General features: G+C 65.7%; 12 protein-coding genes and 2 pseudogenes. 7 read left to right on the top strand and 7 right to left on the bottom strand.

Going from position 1 to position 21,635, the window contains the following annotated elements; genetic code table 11:
- Positions 1–91: 91 nt before the first annotated feature.
- Positions 92–255, top strand: a pseudogene (locus tag ACFC0Z_RS06800) (AAA family ATPase); the annotation flags it as partial.
- Here the strand turns inward: ACFC0Z_RS06800 and ACFC0Z_RS06795 are convergent.
- Entirely contained in the window at positions 201–500 is a 300-nt protein-coding gene (locus tag ACFC0Z_RS06795; protein WP_376435090.1) for a hypothetical protein, read from the bottom strand. The pseudogene ACFC0Z_RS06800 and the gene ACFC0Z_RS06795 overlap by 55 nt on opposite strands.
- A gap of 69 nt (positions 501–569) precedes the next feature.
- Here ACFC0Z_RS06795 and ACFC0Z_RS06790 point away from each other — a divergent pair, with 69 nt between their 5' ends.
- Positions 570–941, top strand: coding sequence for a hypothetical protein (locus ACFC0Z_RS06790; protein ID WP_376433570.1), 372 nt, complete (start codon positions 570–572; stop codon positions 939–941).
- A gap of 215 nt (positions 942–1,156) precedes the next feature.
- Here ACFC0Z_RS06790 and ACFC0Z_RS06785 read toward each other — a convergent pair whose 3' ends face one another.
- From ACFC0Z_RS06785 to ACFC0Z_RS06775, 3 genes are all read right to left on the bottom strand, one after another.
- Complete coding sequence (locus ACFC0Z_RS06785; RefSeq protein WP_376433568.1) at positions 1,157–1,723, bottom strand: YrhB domain-containing protein; 567 nt, start codon at positions 1,721–1,723, stop codon at positions 1,157–1,159.
- 493 nt (positions 1,724–2,216) lie between these two features.
- The gene (locus ACFC0Z_RS06780; protein WP_376433566.1) at positions 2,217–3,434 is read right to left on the bottom strand and encodes a NaeI family type II restriction endonuclease; all 1,218 of its coding nucleotides are present in this window, start codon (positions 3,432–3,434) and stop codon (positions 2,217–2,219) included.
- Between the two features lie 711 nt (positions 3,435–4,145).
- On the bottom strand, positions 4,146–7,628 hold the full coding sequence (locus ACFC0Z_RS06775) for a DNRLRE domain-containing protein (protein ID WP_376433564.1): 3,483 nt from the start codon (positions 7,626–7,628) through the stop codon (positions 4,146–4,148).
- A 487-nt stretch (positions 7,629–8,115) separates the two neighbouring features.
- Between ACFC0Z_RS06775 and ACFC0Z_RS06770 the strand changes: the two genes are divergently transcribed.
- Both ACFC0Z_RS06770 and ACFC0Z_RS06765 read left to right on the top strand, forming a co-directional pair.
- Positions 8,116–15,552, top strand: coding sequence for a polymorphic toxin-type HINT domain-containing protein (locus ACFC0Z_RS06770; RefSeq protein WP_376433562.1), 7,437 nt, complete (start codon positions 8,116–8,118; stop codon positions 15,550–15,552).
- A 15-nt stretch (positions 15,553–15,567) separates the two neighbouring features.
- Complete coding sequence (locus tag ACFC0Z_RS06765; RefSeq protein WP_376433560.1) at positions 15,568–16,026, top strand: SMI1/KNR4 family protein; 459 nt, start codon at positions 15,568–15,570, stop codon at positions 16,024–16,026.
- An 81-nt stretch (positions 16,027–16,107) separates the two neighbouring features.
- On the opposite strand, the pseudogene ACFC0Z_RS06760 reads toward ACFC0Z_RS06765, so the two are convergent.
- A pseudogene (locus tag ACFC0Z_RS06760) lies at positions 16,108–16,386 on the bottom strand (tyrosine-type recombinase/integrase); the annotation flags it as partial.
- 109 nt (positions 16,387–16,495) lie between these two features.
- Here ACFC0Z_RS06760 and ACFC0Z_RS06755 point away from each other — a divergent pair.
- Positions 16,496–17,041, top strand: a complete 546-nt coding sequence (locus ACFC0Z_RS06755) for a hypothetical protein (protein ID WP_376433558.1) — start codon at positions 16,496–16,498, stop codon at positions 17,039–17,041.
- Here the strand turns inward: ACFC0Z_RS06755 and ACFC0Z_RS06750 are convergent.
- Together ACFC0Z_RS06750 and ACFC0Z_RS06745 are read right to left on the bottom strand one after the other, a co-directional pair.
- Positions 16,998–17,789: an IS5 family transposase gene (locus tag ACFC0Z_RS06750; protein ID WP_376433556.1), complete on the bottom strand. Its 792-nt coding sequence runs from the start codon at positions 17,787–17,789 to the stop codon at positions 16,998–17,000. The two genes, ACFC0Z_RS06755 and ACFC0Z_RS06750, sit on opposite strands and share 44 nt — an antisense overlap.
- A 650-nt stretch (positions 17,790–18,439) precedes the next feature.
- Positions 18,440–19,834 carry a DUF1254 domain-containing protein gene (locus ACFC0Z_RS06745; RefSeq protein ID WP_376433554.1) on the bottom strand — a complete coding sequence of 465 codons (1,395 nt, stop codon included), beginning with the start codon at positions 19,832–19,834 and terminating at the stop codon, positions 18,440–18,442.
- A gap of 377 nt (positions 19,835–20,211) precedes the next feature.
- Between ACFC0Z_RS06745 and ACFC0Z_RS06740 the strand changes: the two genes are divergently transcribed.
- A complete protein-coding gene (locus ACFC0Z_RS06740; protein WP_376433552.1) occupies positions 20,212–20,505 on the top strand; it encodes a hypothetical protein in 294 nt (97 codons plus the stop codon).
- A gap of 341 nt (positions 20,506–20,846) precedes the next feature.
- Entirely contained in the window at positions 20,847–21,602 is a 756-nt protein-coding gene (locus tag ACFC0Z_RS06735; RefSeq protein WP_376433550.1) for a hypothetical protein, read from the top strand.
- The last annotated feature ends 33 nt before the right edge of the window (positions 21,603–21,635 follow it).

Below are 21,635 nucleotides of genomic sequence, written 5' to 3'. Positions count from 1 at the left end.
GGGCTTGGCAGCTGCGGTTCCTGGTGCCCAGCGCCTACGGCGGTAGAGCCGGCACTTGGCCATCCCACCCCGAGCGCGCGGGGGCGGACCCAACGAGTCCTTCGGCGGCCGGACCAAGGCCTTCACCGACTCCTGCTTCTGCGCGGCCATCGTCAACCGCCTGACCCTCAACGGCACCAGCAGCGAGACCGGTCCGGCTCCTACCGCCTCGCCAGCACCCGGGCGCGGACCGAAGCGCCTGCCAAGGCAGGCTGACCGCTCAAGGCCTTGATGGTCTTCCCCGCCGACAGCAGGACGCAGCCGACGTCCAGACGCTCGTACTCGGCGCACAGTTCCGGGAAGTTGGCCTCGATGCACAGCGCGAAGCCGAACCGGATACTGTCCACGTCATTAGGGAGTGCAAGAACATTGGTGTTGGCGCTGACCTGCGGTGCCACGTCGAGTGTCAGCGATGTGTCACCAGGCAGGGTGCTCGGGTTTCGGCCCCTGTCGATGGCCACCTTCCATAAAATTGCCTCTGATGCGGGGCCAACGAGGAGGTACGGGTGGGCAATCTGGGGGGATACCAGATGATGACGACACTGGCGAAAAAGGTGGGCGGCCCTGGGGCGCTGGCTGTCGTCACTGCCGTGGGCGGGTGGGCCATCGGCCGGGGTGCTGAAGCTGGCGGGAAGAGCGTACTCAGGGCCGCTAAGGCTGCTGTCAAGAAGCGGAACGCCGCGTGCTCAACGAAGGGCCAGGTCTTCGACGTCGTGTCTGACGGAGAGGACGGCAAGGACCTAGCTCTCCGGGCAGGTGACCAGTACCGAGTCATGGAGTGCGACGGGGAAGCGATCCTCATCGAGGTGCTCGGTGGCACGAACAATCCCTACTTCACGTCAGCGCAGTTCCTGGCGTCGGTGTCGGGCTTCCCCACGGCGGAGAAGATGAATGCCGAGTAGCTCGACTGTAGGTGTGGGGATGGACCCGGTTCCTGCCCAAGGACGACAGCTATCGGACGCTGCTCCCCGCGCCCGCGGGGGTGACCTTGATGCCCAGCGCCGGCATCTCGCCCCGTTCCTCGCGTGTGTGGGGATGGACTTGGCGTCTCTCGCTGTCGTTCATTGAGCCGTCGTAGCCGGCCGCATCTCGTTGGTGGGTTTGTCTTCGTCGCGGCTCAGAAGTCGGCATCGACGCCGTAGGTGCGTACGGCCAGTACACGGTCGACGGGCTTCACCAGCTCCTGGTGAGCAACAGCCAGGAGCTGTGCTGGCACTTCGCCCGCGAGCAGCCCGGTGACATAGGCGAGGGCATGCGCGGGGGACAGCCCGGTCACCTTCCGGCGGAGGGCGCGGACGGCGGCCATGCGCCCACCCGCCGCTTCAGCTGCCGTCCGTAGCTCGTCGTGGAGTTCGTCCACGGGAGTGCGTACCGGCAGCCCTCGGATACGGCCGCGGTAGTCGTCCTCCCATGCCCCCTCGATCTCGGAGAGGGTTCCGATCGAGTGGAGTCCGCCGTCGGAGCGGTCGACCAGATACGGGCCGTGTCCCACCAGCATCGCGGCTGCATTGCGCGTTCGCGCATACTCCTCGGACTGGACGTAGATCTTCCAGACCAGCTCGTGCTCGACCACGCCGGCGATCACGTTGCGCGGAAGCTGTTCGGCCTCAGCAGCGGCCCACGCCTGATGGTCATGCTCCAGGTGTTCCTCGACGATGCGTATCGCGTCATCCCGTTCGATCACCACCGCAGCATGACCCGGTACGTCAGCTCGCCACCAGCGGATTTCCCCTCATCGAGCACGCTCATCTGCAGGGGCCGAGAACGTGTCTGCGCCGATCAAACATGAAATATCCGCCACAGTCGTTCCTTGAATGGCGCCATCACTGAATGAAGGTTGGGTGTTTTGTCTGTTTCGGTGAAAGTGGTTCTGGGGGAGTTGTTGGGGGGAGAACTACTGGTCAGGAGGACTGCTCCCCGTGCGTGCGGGGATGTGCGCAGGGACGGACCCTCCTCCCGCATCCGGTGCCGCGGCCGTCCCGGTTGCTCCTCGCGTCCGCGGAAATAGACCCGGGGAACTCGAAGAACTCCGCGGATGCCCTGAAGATACAGGTCAACCGCATCAGCAACCGTCGGCAGACCATGAGAGACGCCTGCGGAATCCCGGCGTAGCGAGACCACGGTTGAGACCGTGGGACTGCCAGGTCGTCGTGCTGGCGAGGCGTTGTGGTGTGTAGCTACGAGGCGACATCGAGCTGGGAGCTGTCCTGCCCGTCAATCTTTCGTTTGTCAGGAAGGTCCGGCGCGGGGTGGGGTTCAGGATGTGCCCGCTCATCCTCACTCGCGCGCGCCCAGAACTCACCGTCCAGTGAAAACTTCGGGCGCGCATCGTCGGAGGAAACGGGCACGAGGTGGGTGGAGATCCACTCGCCCTTGATCGGTACCGGCAGTTCGAGCGCTCGGGCGACGTGGGGGTGTGATCCTTGGTGACCCAGTACGACGACGCCCTTCGGGCGCAGATGCGTCCGAGCGTCGCGGGCTCGCTTCGGCGAGTCGTCCTGCTGGGCGACGGTCAACACGGTCTGCCGGCCAATTATCCGGTCCTGCACCATGTAAAACAGCTGGTTCACCCGCTGCTGTCCCGATGCTCGGCCCTGCCGTGATACAGGGAGAATCCGCTCGCGTGTTTCGGGATCCAGGTGGAGCAGCAGGTTTGTCGGCAGATCTGTCTGGAGCCCACCCCAGAGCCAGTAGATCTCAGACTTGGCGCTGGGGTCGATCTTGCGCTTGTTGTCTCGGTTGTAGGCACGGAGGCGGTTGCCGCTGGCGTCTCGGTCCTGCTTCCAGCGCAAGCGCTCATCGGTGATTCGCACGATGCCCGCAGCCCACTGGCTCTTGTCGTCGTTCATCCAGGTCAGGACTGCAACCTGGTCGGCACGCCCACCACGCTCACCGTGGTCATCGCACAGGTACATCTCCATCGGGATCTCCCAGCCACCCAGATCCTTGGAGAACTTGCAGTCGATGTCGAGGCCAGCGATGGACCAGTCGAGGTGGACGCCGTTGCAGATGGCGAACTCGTTGGTGAGGTTTACCTCGATGGCTGTACCGAGGTATGTCTTCTCGGTCTTTGTCAGGTGCTGGTACGCCCAGCGCCCTGTCCGCCGGCCATCGAGCAACTCGTCAAGGGAGTCACGGAGTGCCCATCGGAAGCGTTCTCGCGCCTCCGGCTGGTTGTGGAACCACTCCACGAACGGGGCCAGGTCATCAGGTACTTGCTGCGCAGCTCCGGGCTGGATCCGCCACTCGCGCGGCACGTTGCCCATGTCCTCGCTAGGGGGATGCAAGGTTCGGAACCTATTGCGGCGCGAGTGTTTCGCTGCCCGCGCTCGCGACTCCTGCAGCCCGGCCTGAGCGGCATCCTGCGGAAACGGCAGACTCTCTTGTATCGTCACGGGCTGAATTCTTGCAGCGGGCCATCAGCCGGGCGTGACGAGCCCACCACAGCCCGCCGTGGTCGTCATTCGGCAGACGGCGCACCAGACCGAGGAGGTCGCCGAGTGGGCACCGACTGCTCCCTGCGCGTGCGGGGATGGCCCCAGCGCCTGCCCGCAGACCCGGCACTCGTCCGCCTGTTCCCCGCGCCCGCGGGGATGGTCCCCGCCGCAGTCCCAGGACTGGGGAGGCTTACAACTGCTCCCCGCGTGTGCGGGATGGACCCGGCCGGGACCGGGTCGTATGCCTCCCACCTTGCTGCTCCCTGTACTTGCGGGGATGGCTTCTCGATATCCGGTTCCGGGGCGTATTACGCGGCTTTGCTCCCTGCCAGCACAGGATTGGGCGTTGCCTGTTTCGGCGAGGGTGGTTCGGACGGATATTTCTATGGGGCCATCTGAGTTCGGCTGGGCCGCGCGTTGCCCCGCGCGATGTGGACGGCCGGCGGTTGTTGCACTGTTAGTGGCGGGGCTTTGGGGCCGTGGCGCTCGTGCTGGTCGCTGTGGTGTTGACGCAGTCCTGCGGAGAGTTTCGCGGGCGTCGCTTTTCTGGGTACATCTTGCTGCGGTGCGTCGTAGTTGCGCCGTTCCCGGAGTTCGTAGAGAACTATTGGCTCTGGAGGCGAGGAGAGGGCGGCCGTGTGCACGGTCGCCCTCTCCTTGTGCTGGCGGTCAGCCGAACCTGTAGCTGCCGCTCCAGTTGATCCAGCTGGCGGTGATGTGGCTGACGTGGGCGGTACGTCCTCCTGCGTAGAAGTACATCGTTCCGTCGGTTGAGACGGCCCAGGTGTCGGGGATGTCATCTCCGTTGACGTCGGGGGTTCCGATGACGAATCTCATGCTGGCCTTCCCCCATCCGGTGGTTCCGTAGATCTCGTCTTCGCCGGTCTTGGAATTGGCGCCAATGGCCAGAGAGGTGAGGTCGACGCCGCTGCCGGAGGGTTTGCCTTGGCGCAGTTGAAGTCCGCGTCCTTCTTGCTCACTGCGGAAGAGCAGGTCGGGTACGCCGTCTCCGCTTCTGTCGGCGACGGAGACGATGTCGCGGTCGGCCCAGGGGGCGCTGGTCAGCATCTGGGCGTCGGCGAAGGAGGCGCCGGTGTAGCCGGTGAAGGCCCACAGTGCATCGCCGGCGGTGGCGAACAGGTCGGGGATCTTGTCCCCGGTGACGTCCCCGACGGCGACGATCTGGGTGAGCGAGGAGGGGGCGGGGGCATCGGAGGGGAGGAGGATTTCGCGACGCTTGGTGATGTTGACCGCGCCGTATCCGTCGCCGGGGTAGATCCACAGCTTCTTCTCAGTGCGCACGATGAGGTCTTCCAGGCCGTCACCGCCGTAGAAGTCGCCGTTGTGAGTGATCAGCGCATCCTTGAAATGCGCCGACGGGGGGGCGGTGAAGACGGGTTCCTTGCCTCCGCCGTTGGGGTCTCTGGCGGGGTTCAGCTGGTAGGCGGCGGACATGGAGTAGTCGATCTTGCCGGTGCCCTTGGTCGGAGTGCTGCTGTCAGCATGCGCGGGGAACAGGCGCAGGTTGTTGCTGGAGGGCACGTTGAACAGGTCGGGCAGTCCGTCGCCGGTGAAATCGCCCGGGGCGTCCGCCTGGTCGCGGGGGGTGACGTAGAAGAAGTACTTGGTGGGTTCGGAGACGTGCCCGGTTCCGTCAACGGCCCGCACGTACAGCACGTTCGGCCCGGCGGTAGGGGGCTTGGCCCCCGAGAGTGTGGAGATGGTCGCGGTGGAGGCGCCGGCGGTCCGGGAGAGGGAGTAGGGGTAGCTGTTGGCGTTGAATCCGTACTCGAATCGGATGACGTCGGTGTCCAGGGCCTGGAACTTGAAGGTTCCGGAGGTCCCGAACTTGATCTTCGACCAGTTGGAGTCCTCGGGCTCGTTTCCGAAGCCGTTCTCACCGCCGTCGGCGTTGGGGAAGTCGGTGGAGGTCACCCGGGGAGGCCGTGGGGCAGTTTCATCCCAGATGAACCGGCAAGGGACCGTCGGCCTGTACGCCGACGTGGCGCCGGCGGAGTCGACAGCCCGCACGGACCACGAGTAGACGGTGTTGTTCACCAGATCCCTGGTGGAGAAGCCTTCTGTGGTGCGCGTGGCGGCCTCGGTGTCGCCGCCCACGGAGACAGTCCCCGTGGACTTGAGCATGTCGCCGGTGGTGGACCATTTACCGGTGGGCCACAGGGCGAAGTCGAGGTAGTCCAGGTTCTTGTCGGGGTCTGTTGCCCGGGCGGTGAAGGTGAGGCTGGACGAGCCGACCCTGACGTAAGGGGTACTCGTGGTGCACCGGAAGTCGGGGCCGAGGTCGAGGTTGGTGGGCGCGGTGGGTGCCCGGTTGTAGGTCAATTCCAGCTCGGGGGCGTTGTCACCGTTGGCCTGGAACTTCTTCCACGAGAACTGCGAAGTCTCGTCCCTGGCCCGCAGGCCGAAGGTGATCATGCTCTTGCCCGCGTCGGCGGCCTTCTGCGCGACTCCGAGAACGTTGAAGGTCTCGAATTCATCGTGGCAGCCGCTCTTGTAGCCGTGGGCAAAGCTGCGTGGCGGGGCGGCCAGGTTCGAGTCGGTCAGGGGCGGAGCGTTCTTCCAGTTGGTCTTGCCGTTGATGCGGGCAGTGACGTGGACGGACATGGACCGCGCCTGGCAGGACCATGAGTACGTCTCCAGCATCCGCAGCGTGGCCTTCTGGATCTTGGCGCCCTTGAGGCTCTTGTCGTACGCGATGTTGAAGAAGGACCGCGACGTGCCCCAGGTGTCGGACTCGTAGCCGATGCGGGCTTCGTGGGTACCGCCGGCGTTGAAATCCGCACCGTTGAAGAAGGTGGCCTTGGGGTGCTTCTTGTAGGCGATGGTCCAGTCTTGCGTGTCCTTAGTGATGGTGGGGTCGATGAAGACGGGATAGACAGTGGCTGGATCGTTGAGGAAGTCCTGATTGGGGGTAAGAGTCCATGTTCCGTCGCCGAGTTCGGCCTCGACGACCTCGCCTCGGGAGTCGGGTGACGGGCCGTTGAGGAGCGGCAGGCTGAGTGTTGCTGCGTCGTTGGTCTGCGAGGGGATGGGCGTCGGTTCCGCTGGTGCCGGCGGGAGCGGTGCGTCGGTGACGGTGGGGGCGGCTTCGTCCGTGGCTGTGGGCAGGACCTCGGCCTCGGGGTCGGCGTTGTCGTCCGCCGGCGGTTCGGTCGTCGTGCTGTCGCTCGGCTCCGGTGCGCTCGTGGCGTCTTCAGGTTCGTTGGAGGGGTCCGGGGCAGCGGTGGTGGCGGGCGTTTCGGGGTCCTCGGGGCCGGTCGGCTGCGCGGAGGCGCCGACTTCGCCGTCGGTGACGGCCGGGGTGCCGCTGCTGTCCCACATCAGCGGCGTGGGCGAGAGCGCGACCTCTTGCCCGTCGAGGTCCTCCGCCGTCACGATGCCGGATGAGTCGTCGAGACTGAAGGTGAGCGTGGGAGACGAGAGTCCGTACGAGAGCTGCGCGACGCGCGGATCGGCAGCGGCCTGGCGGTTCTTCACGACGAGGATCTGTGCGAAACCGCTGTCTTCCGCCGTCAGCACCAGGTCCGCCCCTGGCAGGATCTCCGGGTACAGAGCGCGTGAGCCGTTGATGATCGGCGCGGAGACAGGCTCCGGCCAGGTGAGCTGGATCTCGTGAGTTTCGGGGATCTCCTCCGTGCCACCGACGGTGAGCGTGATCAGCGGAGTGCCCGCCTCACCCTCCGCCTTCAGGCTCTTCACGAGCGAAACCCGGTGAACCTGCCCACGCGACGCCCGAGCCGCACCGCCTCCGGCCGTGCCGCCGGAGAACACGACCCGCGTGTTCGTGGCGACCGGTGACCAACCCGACTCCGTCCGCTTCAGCGTCGTGTCGATCTTCTTCCACTCGTCTCCGACCTTGGCCCAGATCGGAGACGCGTAGAGCTTCTTCGTCATGAGCCCGTCGGGCCGCGCCCAGGTGGTCGAGCGTATGGTCCGCAGCGCGGTGACTTCGACGGGCTTGCCGGTCCTGCGAGCCGTGGAGGCTGCCGACACCTCGTCCACCAACCGCTTCGCAGGACCGCCCTTACGCTCCTTGCCATCGTCCGGAAGGGTGGCCGCCTGGTCGCCGGGGCCGGCCTGGAAGCCCGCGTAGGTGATGCCGCCCGCCGCGAGCGCGGCCGCGACCACCATGGCACTTACGCGCCGTTTCACCGGCCGCTGCCATGTCTGTCTCATCGGGTGAGGATCCTTCTTCCCAGGCAATTCCGGGCCCTGGCGGCACCGGCTGAAACCACGAAGCCCGCCATCGCGTCATCGAATGTGGGTATCCGGTTCGGAATCGACTGACCGCGCGCGTATGGCTGGGCGAGCCGATGATGACCCATCAAGCTCATGGCGTCACCCCGCACTCGGTCACCCCAGAGTCCGCCCCGTTCCCTCACTGCCTACTCGCTGTGAGGCAGAACGCGGCGCAGGCGGGCGCTCGTTACACACAGCCTTAGGGACAGACCGTGTGAAAACAGAGCGAAAGACCGCCATAATCAACCGCTTCATGCCGAGATGCACCCAACTCGCCCTCGCCGGAGCCTTTACCCCTGAGCAATGCGGGTGCGTGATACATCCGGAATCAGAGACTCCGATAGCATCTGCGCGATTACGCACCGTGACAATCCTCACGTTGGCCACAGGTTCGCTGGTGTTTCTTCACGAACTGCACGCAGAATCTGCCGAATCTGAAGTGCAATCACCTGCGGCGCGCCCCGGCCCGCTCCAAGTGGTCCGGAGGGACCTCGCCTTGTTCGCTCGTCACCGCCAAGCCCGTCGCCGGGTTCGGCGTACCGTCATACCCGCGCTGGGCGCGGCCCTGCTGGTAGGCCTGTTGCCTGCCCAGTCCCTGGCCATGCCGCCAGACCCGGCAACCATCGAGACGGGGCGCGAGCCCCTTGAAGCCGATCCCCTCGAACTCGAGGCCATCGATACCGAGAAGCCGGTCGAAGGGGAAACGTTCGAGAAGGATCTCGACACCCTCAAGGCCACGGTCGTTCCCCCTGACGAGCAGCTGGCGCCGCCCGGCACGACGACACCTCCTGCTCCCGGAACCAAGCCGTTCACCTTCGGATCCACGACAGTCAGCCCTGCCGCGTACACAGAGGCAGCGACAGACGAAAGCCCTCTCTCCCAGATCCCTGGCCTCCCCATCGTCGCCGGCCAGGCCGACGGTCACCCCGCTCCGACTGGTACGTGGCAGTTCAGTGTTGTCGATCGAAGCGTAGAGATCGCCAAGGATGCTGGGGAGTCCCTCAAGGTCGGTTCCGTCATTGCCGTGCAGGCCCCTGCAGCCGGCTCAGTTCCTCTTACTGTGGGTATCCAGTACTCCGCGTTCCAGAACCTCCAGGGTGGGGACTGGGCCTCGCGTCTGACCCTTGCCCAGTTCCCGGAGTGCTACCTCACCAGTCCTGCCGTGCCGGCGTGCCAGGAGTACGAGGAACTGGAGACGCTCAACGATCCGCTCGCCAAGACCGTGACCGCTACGGTCGACACCGCTGCCGACGGAACGGTGGCTCCCGCCGTCGCCACGGGAACCGCCTCCGCCTCCTCCTCCGCCATCATGCAGGCCTCCTATACGACAACACCCGCAGCGGCATCCGGGGACAAGACCGTCCTGGGTGCTATCGACTCCGGCGTAGGCCCGGGTGGCTCCTTCAGAGCAAGCCCTCTGGCCTCCAGCGGCAAGTGGTCCGCCGGTGGCTCCTCCGGCGCGTTCACCTGGTCCTACCCCATGGCCATGCCGCCGGCCCCGGCTGGCCCCGCCCCGAACGTCACTCTCTCCTACAACTCCCAGACGGTCGACGGTAAGACCGCCGTCTCCTCGGGCCAGACGTCGTGGATCGGCGAGGGCTGGGACTACACCCCGGGCTTCATCGAGCGTCGCTACCGCACCTGCAAAGACGACACACACACGCTCTTCGGGAAGACCCCAAACAACGCTACGAGTAACAAGACCACTGACCTTTGCTGGGCCTCCTACAACGCGGTCATGTCTCTCGGAGGTACCACCACCGAGCTCGTCCGCGACGCTGCAGCAGCAAGCAAGCCTGAGACCGAGATCTACCGCCCCCAGAAGGACGACGGCACCCTCATCGAGCGCATCACCGGCGGCACGAACGGCGACGACAACGGTGAGCGCTGGAAGGTAACCACCCCTGACGGCACCCAGTACCACTTCGGACTCAACGACGTGGGTGGCGGGCACGCAGTCACCAACTCCGTATCCACCGTTCCCGTCTTCGGTAATCATCCTGGCGAGCCCTGCTACCAGGAGGCGTCCTTCGGATCCTCGCGCTGCGGCGCGGGCAAGCAGCAGGCGTGGCGCTGGGGCCTGGACAAGGTCGAAGACGTCCACGGCAACGTCATGATCGTCAACTGGCGTCAGGAGGATAACTACTACGCCGTTAGCGGCAAGCGTAACGGTGTGATGCCCGAGCAGTACGAGCGCTCCGCCTACCCGGTCAGCATCGAGTACGGCATCCGTGCGAACAGTCTGACCACGCACGCCGCGAAGGTCGACTTCACCACTTTCCAGCGCTGTACCAAGTCGTCAGCCGCCTGCAACAAGGAGAACTTCAAGCCCGGCAACCCCACGTCCTACCGACCCTGGTGGGATACCCCGGGGTCTCTCAACTGCGGTGAAGCCTCCAAACTCTGCCCGGGCTTCCCTTCCTTCTGGACGCAGCACCGGCTGAGGAGCGTCACCACCAGCGCCGCCCGCCCCGGCCAGCCGGGGCTCGGCAAGGTTGATACATACACGCTCGACCAGTCCTTCCCCGAGGATCTGTACGACACCGCTCCCGGCATGTGGCTCAAGTCGATCACCCGCCGCGGCTTCGCTCCGAACGATGGGACCGGAACCCTTCAGACCAAGGACGGCGTCAGCTTCGCTCCCTACACAGTGAGCACGCGGTCGCATCCGTCCCTCAAGAACCTCACCGACAAACAGCTTCCCAACCTCGTCCACACGAAGAACGACAAGCGCCCCGGCTTCACCCGCCCCCGCATCGGGACCGTCTCCACCGAAGCCGGTGCCGACATCGACGTCGAGTACAGAGGCGGCTGCCCGGTCGCGCCTTCCGGCGACAACGACCCGAAGAGCAACAACACGTGTTTCCCTGTGCGGTGGTCGCCTGACGGCGAGGAAAAGACGCCCAAGAAGGCCTGGTTCAACAAGTACGTCGTTCACTCGGTAACCGAAACCGACAAGGTCGCCACGATCTTCAGCCCGTCCATGAGGACGACCTACACCTACTCGGGCCCGACATGGGCCGCGAGCGACGACGAATTCCTCCGTCCCGGCCTGCGTACCAACAGCGACTGGCGCGGCTACCGTCGCGTCACCGTCACCAAGGGCGCCAAGACGATTCCCCCCAAGGGCAGCCCGAAGCCGGGCGACCCTCCGCACGCACCCCCGTCCCAGTCACAGTCCACGACGGTCTACTTCCAGGAACAACCGGATGGGGATGACCCCGGCACTGATCCTGACCCCATCAACGACTCAGTCGACGGCACCCAGCTTGTAGCGAAGGGTCTCCCTCAGTACGCCGGCATGACTGCCGAGACCCTGACCTTCCTCGACTCTGATGCTTCCGGGACCTACTTCGACAACAAGCCGGAAACGAAGCCGGTCTTCAAGAGCCGGACCCGGACTTTCCCCGAGGCACCGGTCCCGACCGCGTCACGTGCGCGTCAATCCGAAGATGGAAAGCTGCTGCCGGACCTAGTCGCCTACCGCGTAGGCGTCAAGAGGACGGACAGCATCCAAGCAGTTGGTGCAGACTGGCGAGGTGTTCGGACCACCACCGTCACCCGCGACGAGTACGGCCTGCCCACTTCGGTGGAGACCGCCGTCGTCGAACACAAGGGCACCGCAGAATCCCTCTCCCAGCAGAGCTGCATCACGACGGCCTACGTCCACAGCAAGACGGCATGGCTGATCGGCCTGCCCAGCACGGTCCGCAAGACCGCCACCAGCTGCAGCGATCAGGCAAACGCCGACAAGGCGACCGAGCTGATCGGCTCGGTCAAGACCCGCTACGACGGTCTCGCGCACGGAAGTACTCCCGTCAAGGGCAATGTGACTAACGTCGACGAGATCGATGGCGCAGGCAACGACGCTGCCATCACCACCACCAGCACCTACGACGACCTCGGACGCCTACGCACTGTCACCAGCCCGGAATCCGGCAAGACGGAAACCCAGTACGTACCTGCTGCCGGAGGACCGGTCACCGAGGTCAAGACGATCAACGCCAAGGGTCACGACACCATCACGACCCTCGACCCCGGCCGCTCCTTGCCCCTGACGATCACCGACACCAACGACCGCGTAACGCGTAGCCAGTACGACGCGCTCGGCCGTCTGGTCAAGGGATGGTCTGCCTCCCGGTCCTCCGGCACCCAGACCCCCAGCGTGGAGATCGCCTACAAGGCCACGGCCATCGACGGCGACGGCAAGGCCAGTCCTGCGGCCGTCACCGTGAAGACGCTCAAGGACGACGGCGGCTACGCCCGACAGGTAACGCTCTACGACGGCCTGATGCGCCAGGTCCAGACCCAGTCCGAAGCTCATGGCCCCGGACGCATCATCACTGACACCGAGTACAACGACCACGGTCTGGTCGCCAAGCAGACCAGCGGCTACCTCGCGAAGGGCGAACCCGCCACCGAGCTCTTCCAGGTCAAGTCCGACACCCTTGTCAAGAGCCGGGTCGAGACCGTCTACGACGGTATGGAACGCCCCGTCAGGCAGATCCCTTACCACGGGAAGACCCGTCGTGCCTGGTCCAGCACCACATACGGCGACACCACCACCACCGTCGACACGGTCGGCGCGAGCACACCCAAGACCATCACGGTCACGGATGCTTTGGGCCGCGTCACCGAGCTCAGGCACGACGTCGCGTCCGGCAACTACCGTTCGACCAAGTACGGCTACGACAAGCGTGGCAACCGTGAGACCGTCACCGACCCCGCCGGTAACACCTGGAAATACACTTTCGACGCGCGGGGCCGCGTGACGTCCGTCAAGGACCCTGACACCGGCCTCACCAAGACCCAGTACGACAACGCCGACCGCCCCACCGCGGTCACCGACGCCCTCAACCAGACCACATACACCACCTACGACGTGCTGGGCCGTGTCACGGCCGTCCACGAAGGCTCCAAGCTCGAGGCCCCGGTCAAGGCGTACACCTACGACATGACGGGCGCCCTCGGCCTGCCCTGGGAATCCAAGCGCCACACCGCCACCGGCGACTACATCACTAAGGTCACGGGCTACGACACCGAGTACCGTCCCACCGGTCGCCAGGTGATCATCCCGTCCAACGCCATGACGACGGGCCTGTCCGGCACGTACACCTACGGCTACTCGTACACCCTCACAGGCAAGCCGCTCTCCGTTACACTGCCCGCCAAGGGCGGACTTCCGTCCGAGAAGGTCATCACCCGCTACAACGAAGACGGCCTGCCCGAGTCCACATCAGGCCACGCCTGGTACACCTCCGACGTCACCTATTCCCCGTACGGCGAAGTCCTCCGCTCGGTCTCCAGCGCACAGCCCTACCGCATCTGGACGACCAACTTCATCGACGAGCACAGCGGCCGTCTGATGCGAACAGTGACGGACCGCGAGAAGGCCGGCCCCCACCGCATCTCCGACACCGGCTACGCCTACGACGACGCAGGCATGATCACCGCCAGCGCACGCCAGGACGCCATCTCGACCACGAGCACGACTTGGGACAACCAGTGCTTCACCTATGACCACATGGGTCAACTGGTCAACGCCTGGACCTCGAACATCAAGCCCAACGGAACAGGCATCGGCTGCAAGGCATCCACAGGACGCACCTGGGGCTACAACAGCACCGGCGCCCCCTCCAGCGGCCCCGCCGTCGACGCCACCTACGCCGCGAACACCACACCGGCCAACCTGGCCGACGCCTCCCCCTGGGCAGGCACAGTCGCGACCAGTGGTGTCACCGGGGACGGTGCCTACCGCCAGTCCTTCACATACAACTGGATCGGCAACCGGGCCACGATGGTCGAGCACGACCCGACTGGCGACTCGAGCAAGAACGTCAGCTACACCTACAACTACAGCACCACTCAGCCGCACACGCTGACTTCCATATCCTCGCCAACACCGCTCGCCGGCAGCATCAACACCTACAACGCCACGGGCACGACCGCGACCCGCAACCCCCCGCAGTACGCCGCGAACCAGACCCTCGAGTGGACGCCCGAGCAGAAGCTCGCCTCGAACACCGTCGGCACCACCAAGACCAGCTACGTCTACGACGCCGAAGGCAACCGCCTCCTCGAAGACTCCCCTAGCGGCAGCACGCTCTACCTCGGCGAAACCGAACTCACCACCGACTCCGTCGGCCTCATCACCCGCGCCTCCCGCGCCTACGGCCACCCCGGCGCACCCACAGTGGTCCGCACCACGACGAACCAGTCGAGCACGGGCCACAAGTACAACGTCCTCCTCACCGACCAGCTCGGCACCGCTCACACCACAGTCGAAGCCGGCGGAACCCAGCCCGTCACCCGCCGATCCTTCAAGCCCTACGGCGAAGCCCGCGGCACCAAGCCGACCAGCTGGCCCAACAAGCGCAGCTACCTCGGCGTCGGCATCGACGACAGCGCCACCCTGCTCACCCACATCGGCGCCCGCGAATACGACCAGAACACCGGCCGATTCATCTCAGCCGACCCCATCATGGACATCGCTGACCCGCTCCAGATGAACGGGTACACATACGCCAACGGAAATCCGGTCTCAAAGAGCGACCCCACGGGCCTACGCCCAGACGGCCTTTGTGGAGGTAACTCCAGTCGATGCCGGTCTGATAACGATGAGGTGGCGACCGACTATCACGAGGTCTGGCAGCCCACATCCTCTGGGTGGAAGTTCACCGCCTACCAAGAGTGGAATGGAAAGCGCGACTTTGCGCAGGTAGCCGGAGTTGGCTGGGGCAAGGTCGTAGACCTGACCCCCCGAAAGATCGTCTACAACAAGAACACGGCCGCTGGCGCCGTTCGGTCAGCCGTATCCGTCATCGAGTTCGCTCTCCCCAGAACGTTCCATGGCGGCCCTACGCTAACGGATCTCTACGACAGGACGGTCGAAGCTGCCGGAGGGGACACAAAAGACCCTGGGTACGAAGATGGCCAGTTCCTTGTGGACGCCATAAGTACGGTCGGAGGACTCGGCCTCACGAAGGGTGGTGGATTCCTAAAGAAGTGCCATTCTTTCACCACTGGAACCAGCGTCCTCATGGCTGACGGGACCCACAAGAAGATCGAAGACGTCAAGATCGGTGATTCGATCCTGACCACAGACATCAAAACGGGTAAGAGTCAACGCAAAAAGGTCCTTGAGGTCATACGCACGGAGACCGACAAGGAATTCACCGAACTCACCATCACCACCAAGGATGGCGAGAGCACCATCATCGCCACCAGCACTCACCCGTTCTGGGTGCCGGAGCTCGACAGCTGGGTTGACGCTGGCGACCTGAAGGTCGGCCAGTTCCTTCGCGCAAGCACTGGTACTTACGTCCAGATCTCGGCGACGAGTCGGTACATCAAGCAGCAGCGCACACATGACCTCACAATCGACGACCTGCACGCGTACTATGTGCTGGCGGGCGCCACACCGGTCCTCGTTCACAACTGCGGAACCACTCCGCCTGGGGTGCAATGCAATTGTGCACCTGGCACGGGCGCGGGCCCAGCGGACGCGCCAATCCGGAATTCTGGCGCTTGGACTCGTTCCGACATTATTCGAGGCTCGCTTGGGCTCCGGCCTAATCAGCTTGGAAATCGAATCGAGATTCATCATGCAGATCAGATGCCTGGCTCGGCGATCCATGAGCTTGATCAAAATGTGCACCGAGGGGCCGGAACGGACCTTCACAGAAATCCGCACAACCAAGGTGTCACGAAGGACATGCGCAAGGAAGACACTCAGTTGCACTGGTGGTATAGATCTCAGGAGCAGGGTTGGGGCACATACAGCCCAGACCACTGGTTCGACAACTGGCCCGGATGATCGTTAGGTGGGATCGTGGAGTTCGAAGAGTTTGAGGCCCACTTGGCTGCGGCGCGCGCAAAACGTGCTGGCCTGAGCGGTCCGGAAGGCTTTGAGGTCTTTGAGTGCCGCACAGCTTCCGAAGATGATCTCCTGCGGGCTGAAGGTGCTCTCCATGCACAGCTTCCCCATGAGTACAAGGATTTCATGAAGCGGCACGGCGGGGGAATGTTCCTCTTCCTCGACCTGCTACCGGTTGTCGGTTCTGGTGATCAGGATGATGATTTGCTGAAGGTGAACCTTCAAGAGTTCGTCGGCGTCGACTTCGTGGCTGTTGCGCCGGTCGGTACAGGAGACTGGTGGGGCTTCTCGGTGATTGACGGCCGCTGCACGGGCCAGGTCAATTTCTGGGATCACGAGGACGGGCGAGTTCAGTTCGAGGCCGACAGCTTCCTCGATTTCCTGGTGCGTGAGGGGCTTCGTGTAGGGAGATAACTCGGCAGTACCACAAAAGTGGCCCCCGTCGGCTTTCGACGGGGGCCACTGAGGTGTCTGACGGCAACGGTGACGGCAACGTCAGCGGACGACGCCTGCTGCGGGTGAGTCGTCAGGGACCTCGTCGGTCTGGTCGATGGCGGAGCTCAAGGTGTCGATGGCTTGGCGTTGCAGGCGGAGCCGGACGTGGGCGTAGACGCCGGCCGTGACGCTGATGTGAGCGTGTCCGAGGAGCTCCTTGATCACGACGAGGTCGACGCCCTGTTCCAGGAGCAGAGTGGCGGTCGAGTGGCGGAGGTCGTGGAAGCGGATGCGGCGAAGCCCGGCGCGTTCGAGGAAGGCGCGGAAGCGGCGGGTGAGTGGCTGTTGTCTTTCTGGGCTTGAGGGTTGCCTTTTTGCTGGTCATGCATGGGGGTGGCGGTCTCGGGGAGTGGGGGCGTGTCGTGTTGTCGCTCTGTTGGAGGTCGGGATGCCGTCGGTTGCTGGGCAATTGGAGAAGCGTGAGCTGACCGCTCGCCGTCGTGTGGACGCGCTGCGAGAGGAGGCGGATCGTATCCAGGCCGAGCTGGTCGTGGCCGAGCGGGAGTGGGGTGAGTGGGTCATCGCCCGTTCTCGCGTCGACGAGGTGCTGTCCCTGGGCGAAGGCGATGTCGCCGGCCTGGATACCGCCGAGGAGCCGTCTGATTGCGGTGAACCGCCCGCGCTGCTGGCATCTTCGGAGGCGGCGAAGCCGAAGTCGGTGGTGCCGGTGTGGCGTGCGGGTCTGGCCTGGTCGGCACTGTCGGCGGACTACCAGCGCATCGTGCAGGCTCTTGGGGACCGCAACCGTCTCGGTCAAGGTCCGCTGACGTGCCAGGAGATGGCCGGCTGCTTCGGTCTGGACCCGGTGCCGGCGAAGATCGAGGCGTTGCGGTCGAAGGCGAAGCGGCTGGTGGCGCGCGGGTGGCTGGCCGAGCCGGCGCCGGGCCGGTTCACGCTCGCGAAGGCCGTGGCCGGGCCAGGCGTCGGGTCATGAGCAGGGTCATCGACCAGTAGACCATCGCCTCCGCACTGGTGGTGGAGCGTTCGAAGTCCCGCACGAGGCGGCGGCTTCGCATCAGGTGGGCGAAGAACCGCTCCACGATCCACCGCTTGGGCAGCACGACGAAGCCGCGCATGTCGTCACTGCGCTTGACGATGGCCACGACCAGGGCGAGGGCGGCCAGGCAGTAGTCGACGAGGCTGCCGGTGTAGCCGCCGTCGGCCCAGACCAGCGCCAGCCGGTGATGCGCGGCGGCCACGCGGGCGAGCAGGACGTGGGCGGCGGCGCGGTCGCCCACGTCCGCCGAGGTGACCATCACCCCCAGTAGCAGGCCGAGGGTGTCGACCACGGCATGCCGCTTGCGGCCGTTGATCAGCTTGCCGCCGTCGAAACCGCGGCTGTCACGGCCGACGACGGCGTCCGCCTTGACCGACTGGGAGTCGATCACGCCCGCGCTCGGCTCCGGGGCCCGCCCGGCCTGCTCGCGGACCTTGCGGCGGAGCCGGTCGTGGAACTCCTTGACCAGACCGTGGTCGCGCCAGCGGCGGAAGAAGGCGTAGACCCGGTCCCATGGAGGGAAGTCGGCCGGCATGGCCCGCCACTTCGTTCCGTTGTCGACGAGGTAGCGGACCGCGTCCAGTATCGCGCGGTGGCAGTACGCCTCCGGCTGCCCGCCCCGCCCGCGCAGCCAGCCCGGCACCGGTACCAGCGGCCGCACCATCGCCCACTCCGCATCGGACATGTCGGTGGGGTAGCGGCGCGCACGGACCCCGTGGTCGGCGGCGTTCCCGAACAGATGTGCCAGGCAGTCACACGCGAGAGTGACCGATGCGGACCCCGCTCCCGCGATGGCGTAGAACTGCGACAACAGGGTCTCCTGGTGCACTCTTTGGCGTAGACGCCCTTCGAGCTACCAAGAGGCCCTGCTTTCATGCGCGGCAGCCACCGCATTCACTCGGTCGAGGGGCCGTTGGCCGGCATTCAGGACTGGAACGACGACAGCCAGTCATTGAGATTCGGCATTGGCATGCCCGATGGTCGGCCCGTCAGGGGTTGAGGGTCGGGCCGAACCCCCACCACCCTCCTCATCATCGACACCCAGTCCGGCGGGCCCGTCTCCACCGTCACCGTCCCCCACCCCGTCGCCAACCTCGTCTTCTACTGAGCTCCCGGTCCAGCCAACCGGTCCAGCCACCGGTCGCACACCCAGCCTCCTCCGGGCCGCCGGAGGAGGCTGGGGGTGCGTCGGTCGGCGATGGCCGACCGAGCACAGCGTGAAGAGGTCAGGCGGCCGGCCGGTCCGGGCCGCGATCACCCCGGTGGCTCGCTCCCCAGTCGCCTTGGACGCCTGCGCCGGGCACTCCCGCAGCCGCAGGAGTGCCCGGCGGCGGGTCAGGCGGGGGTGATGTCGCCGAGTTTCCAGCTGCGGTCGAAGTACGGTTCCAGGGGGCCGTAGAAGCGGAAGTAGGAGAACCAGTGCCGACCGGGCAGGGTCTGCACCCAGTTGGACTCCCCACCGGCGGGGGGTTCGGGGCCGAAGTGCAGGTCGGTCGAGCCGTCCGGGTTGCGGACCAGGTCGGGGTCGCGGGAGCCGCGGTCGCCGCGCTGCTGCGGGTTGTCGATCAGGCAGCGGGTCGCGGCGTCGTAGACGGTGGCGGACCAGAACAGCTTGGCGGGGACGTCGGCGGGCACGTGCAGGGTGTAGGCACGGCCCCCGTCCAGCCACTCGCCACGGGCGTCGGTGTAGGTGGCGAGGTAGGCCTGGCCCTGACCGGGGGTCTGGCTCTTCATGGCGGCGGAGAAGCTGACGGCCTCGTAGAACCAGGCCGCGCGCTCCAGGAGCTGGTCGTGGTGTGCGGCGCGCTGGTCGGAGCGGTCCAGCATCAGCACCAGGTCCCACTGCCGGTCGTCCCAGTACCGGGAGCCGGGAAACCGCTTGGCGAAGGAGTTCGCCCGGGCCATCAGCTCACCCGCCGCGGCGGCCTGGGTCAGGATGCCGGCCAGACGCTCGTCCGGGGTGAACGGCTTGCCCTTCTCGATGCCGAGCTGCCCCAGCATGGCGAGGAAGAAGCGGTCGCGTTCGTCGACGACCTCGTCCTGGTAGATGGCGTGCAACCGCTCCCAGTACTCCAGGCCTCCCGGCTGGTCGCCCGACCACGGGCGTCCGTCGGGAGAGACGATCCGGGTGGCCGGGGCACTGTCGCGCTGCCCGTGCGGGTAGAGCCGGACCGCCTCCACCAGCTCCTTGGAGCGCACGGGGTCGGGGTCCAGGGTACGGAACCCGAACATGATGTTGGTCCCGGTGGACGCCAGTACCCGCAGACCCTCGGCGCCGTCCGGCATGGCCTGCCCGGGGGCCAGGACCAGGTAACGGCCGCCCTCGCCATGGTCGGGGCCCATCTCGCCCATCACCGCGATCTCGCGCTGCCAGAAGTCCGAGACTCCGCCTGCGGTGGGGCCGGCCGGGAGCTCGATCACCAGCGGGCCGGTGGCGGCCAGGTCGATGAAGTTCAGGATGTAGGGGGTGGTGGCGTTCGCGGTGATCAGCCCGAGCCGGTCCCGGTAGGTGACGTAGTGGACCAGGTCGAACGGGCCCGCCCCGAACACCTCCCGGTGCACCTTCTGCCACTGCGCGTACGACACCAACGGCAGCGCCCACAGGTACGCCTGGCAGGCCATCTGGTAGTCCAGCTCGTCGAAGACCAGGCCCAGGTCCCCGCGCTCCGGCACCTCCCCGTCCATCCGCACCGAACCGAGCCTGCCGGGAAGCCGCGCGTCATCGCTCATGCCCAGACGCTATGGGCGATGCGCGGCCCCCGCATCCCGGGCGATCACCGACGTCTTCTCACGCGCCTCGAATCGGATCCCGGCCTCCAGCCGCACCTGCTCACGAATAGCCTGCCGCTCAGCAGTCAGGCCTCCCACCCCGCGCGCACCGCATACCGCCGGTACACCGCAGGGATCACTGCCTGCCACCACCGACAACAGAACGAAAATCCAGAAGCGAGAAGCTCTACTCCCTGTGCGGCGGCGGCCGCCACACTCACTCGACCAACCTCCCGTTCGAGCGGCGCCGTGCAAGATCGGAACGACAACAGCCACTTAGCGAGGCGCAGGCCCGTGAATGGGCCATGTCCGGGAGCGTGAGGAACGAGAAGGCGAGCATGCTGCGAAAGCGCCCAGTTGTGACTGGACCCACCGAATGCCCGGCACCGAACGAATGCGTCCCCGACGCTGCGCAGCAATCATCCGGCAGTGTGCTCATCGGCCTGCGCGAGGCACAGCAGACGTTGCCCGTCGGGTCCCTCGCGGCCCTGCGCTGGGCCCGGGCGAACGACGAGGGCTTTCCCGCCTCAGCCGACAAGCGAGGCACCGAACTCCTCTACAGGGTCACCGATCTTGAGAAATGGGCGCGAAACCGCCCGCGGTCCACCACCCGTGATGCCGAGCTGGGATGACCAACCCGCGCAAGGCCACTCCGCTTCCAGGCCACGTCCACGTCGTTCAGGATGGTGGCGCCCCCATCCAGCCCTGGTGCCGCTCCGGAGCCGCTTGCCGAGCCCGTGAACGCAAGGGCCGAGAGGTGCCGGACGGTGGGGGAATGGCCCTCTATGAGGGGTCCCACTCCCCGATGGCGTCTGCCGGGTGGCTATGTAGGTCATATCCGAGAACGGTTGTTGACGCTGCTCAGGAACACTTCGTGATCACTGTCTTCCGTGGTATCGGCGAGAAGTAAGAACATCCTTCACGGGAAGTAGCGGTCGTCAGGCCTGTCAGAGCTGGGTGGCACTCTGGGCGCGTGCTGATCGATGGATATGAGAACAACCCCCTCGTTGCTGCGGAGGAGCTGCTGGCCCTGCCTGGGTTCTGGGCTGCCTACCTGCTGTGGATGTGCCAGACCGAGGAGAACGACCCAGATCCGCTGTGGTTCGGCGCTGACGAGGCCGACACGGACGCAGCGTGTGAGGCCCTGACCGACGAGGATCGCTGGCCGGTCTTCCGCATTCCGTTCGCCGACAAGCACAGCGTGGTCATCGTGGGTCGCAACTTCACCGATGACCTGGGGACCGAGTACTTCGTCTCCCACCCTGAGTGGGATCGGCACGGCTACCTGGCCACCGTCGACGGGCATCAGGCCGGTCCTGGACTGTCCTGGCGGGAGCTCACGCACATCGCCGGCACACCCGACCCCGAGGCTCCCGGGATCCATGCGCCGCACGTTCGCCTGCTGCTCCTGCTTCCGACTCTCGGTGACAGCAATCTGCCTCCGGACGGAGCCATGCTGATCAGCGACGCTCTCGTCCAGGTGGGCATCGGCGAGGACATGTCGCCTGTTCTGGCTGATGCTCTCCTGCGGGACCATCCCTTGTGGGAACCGGCTGAATGGGCCCTGCCCTCCCCTTCCCCGCTCTCCGGAACCCAGCAGCAATTTCCCGGCATCCTGCACTGCGACGAGCCCGGCAGCCCGCGGTGCGGAATCCGCCTCGCCCAAGGAATCGCCCGCGAGCAGAGCGACCGGCTGGCCCAGGCACTCGGCACCTGGCCCACGCCATAGCCACATTGCTCCGAGCCGGCCAGCACACGAGAC

The sequence above is a fragment of the Streptomyces sp. NPDC056144 genome, from assembly GCF_042264145.1.
Taxonomy (GTDB): domain Bacteria; phylum Actinomycetota; class Actinomycetes; order Streptomycetales; family Streptomycetaceae; genus Streptomyces.
The sequence above is the reverse complement of the archived record's forward strand: the minus strand, read 5'-3'. Positions and strand labels throughout refer to the sequence as shown.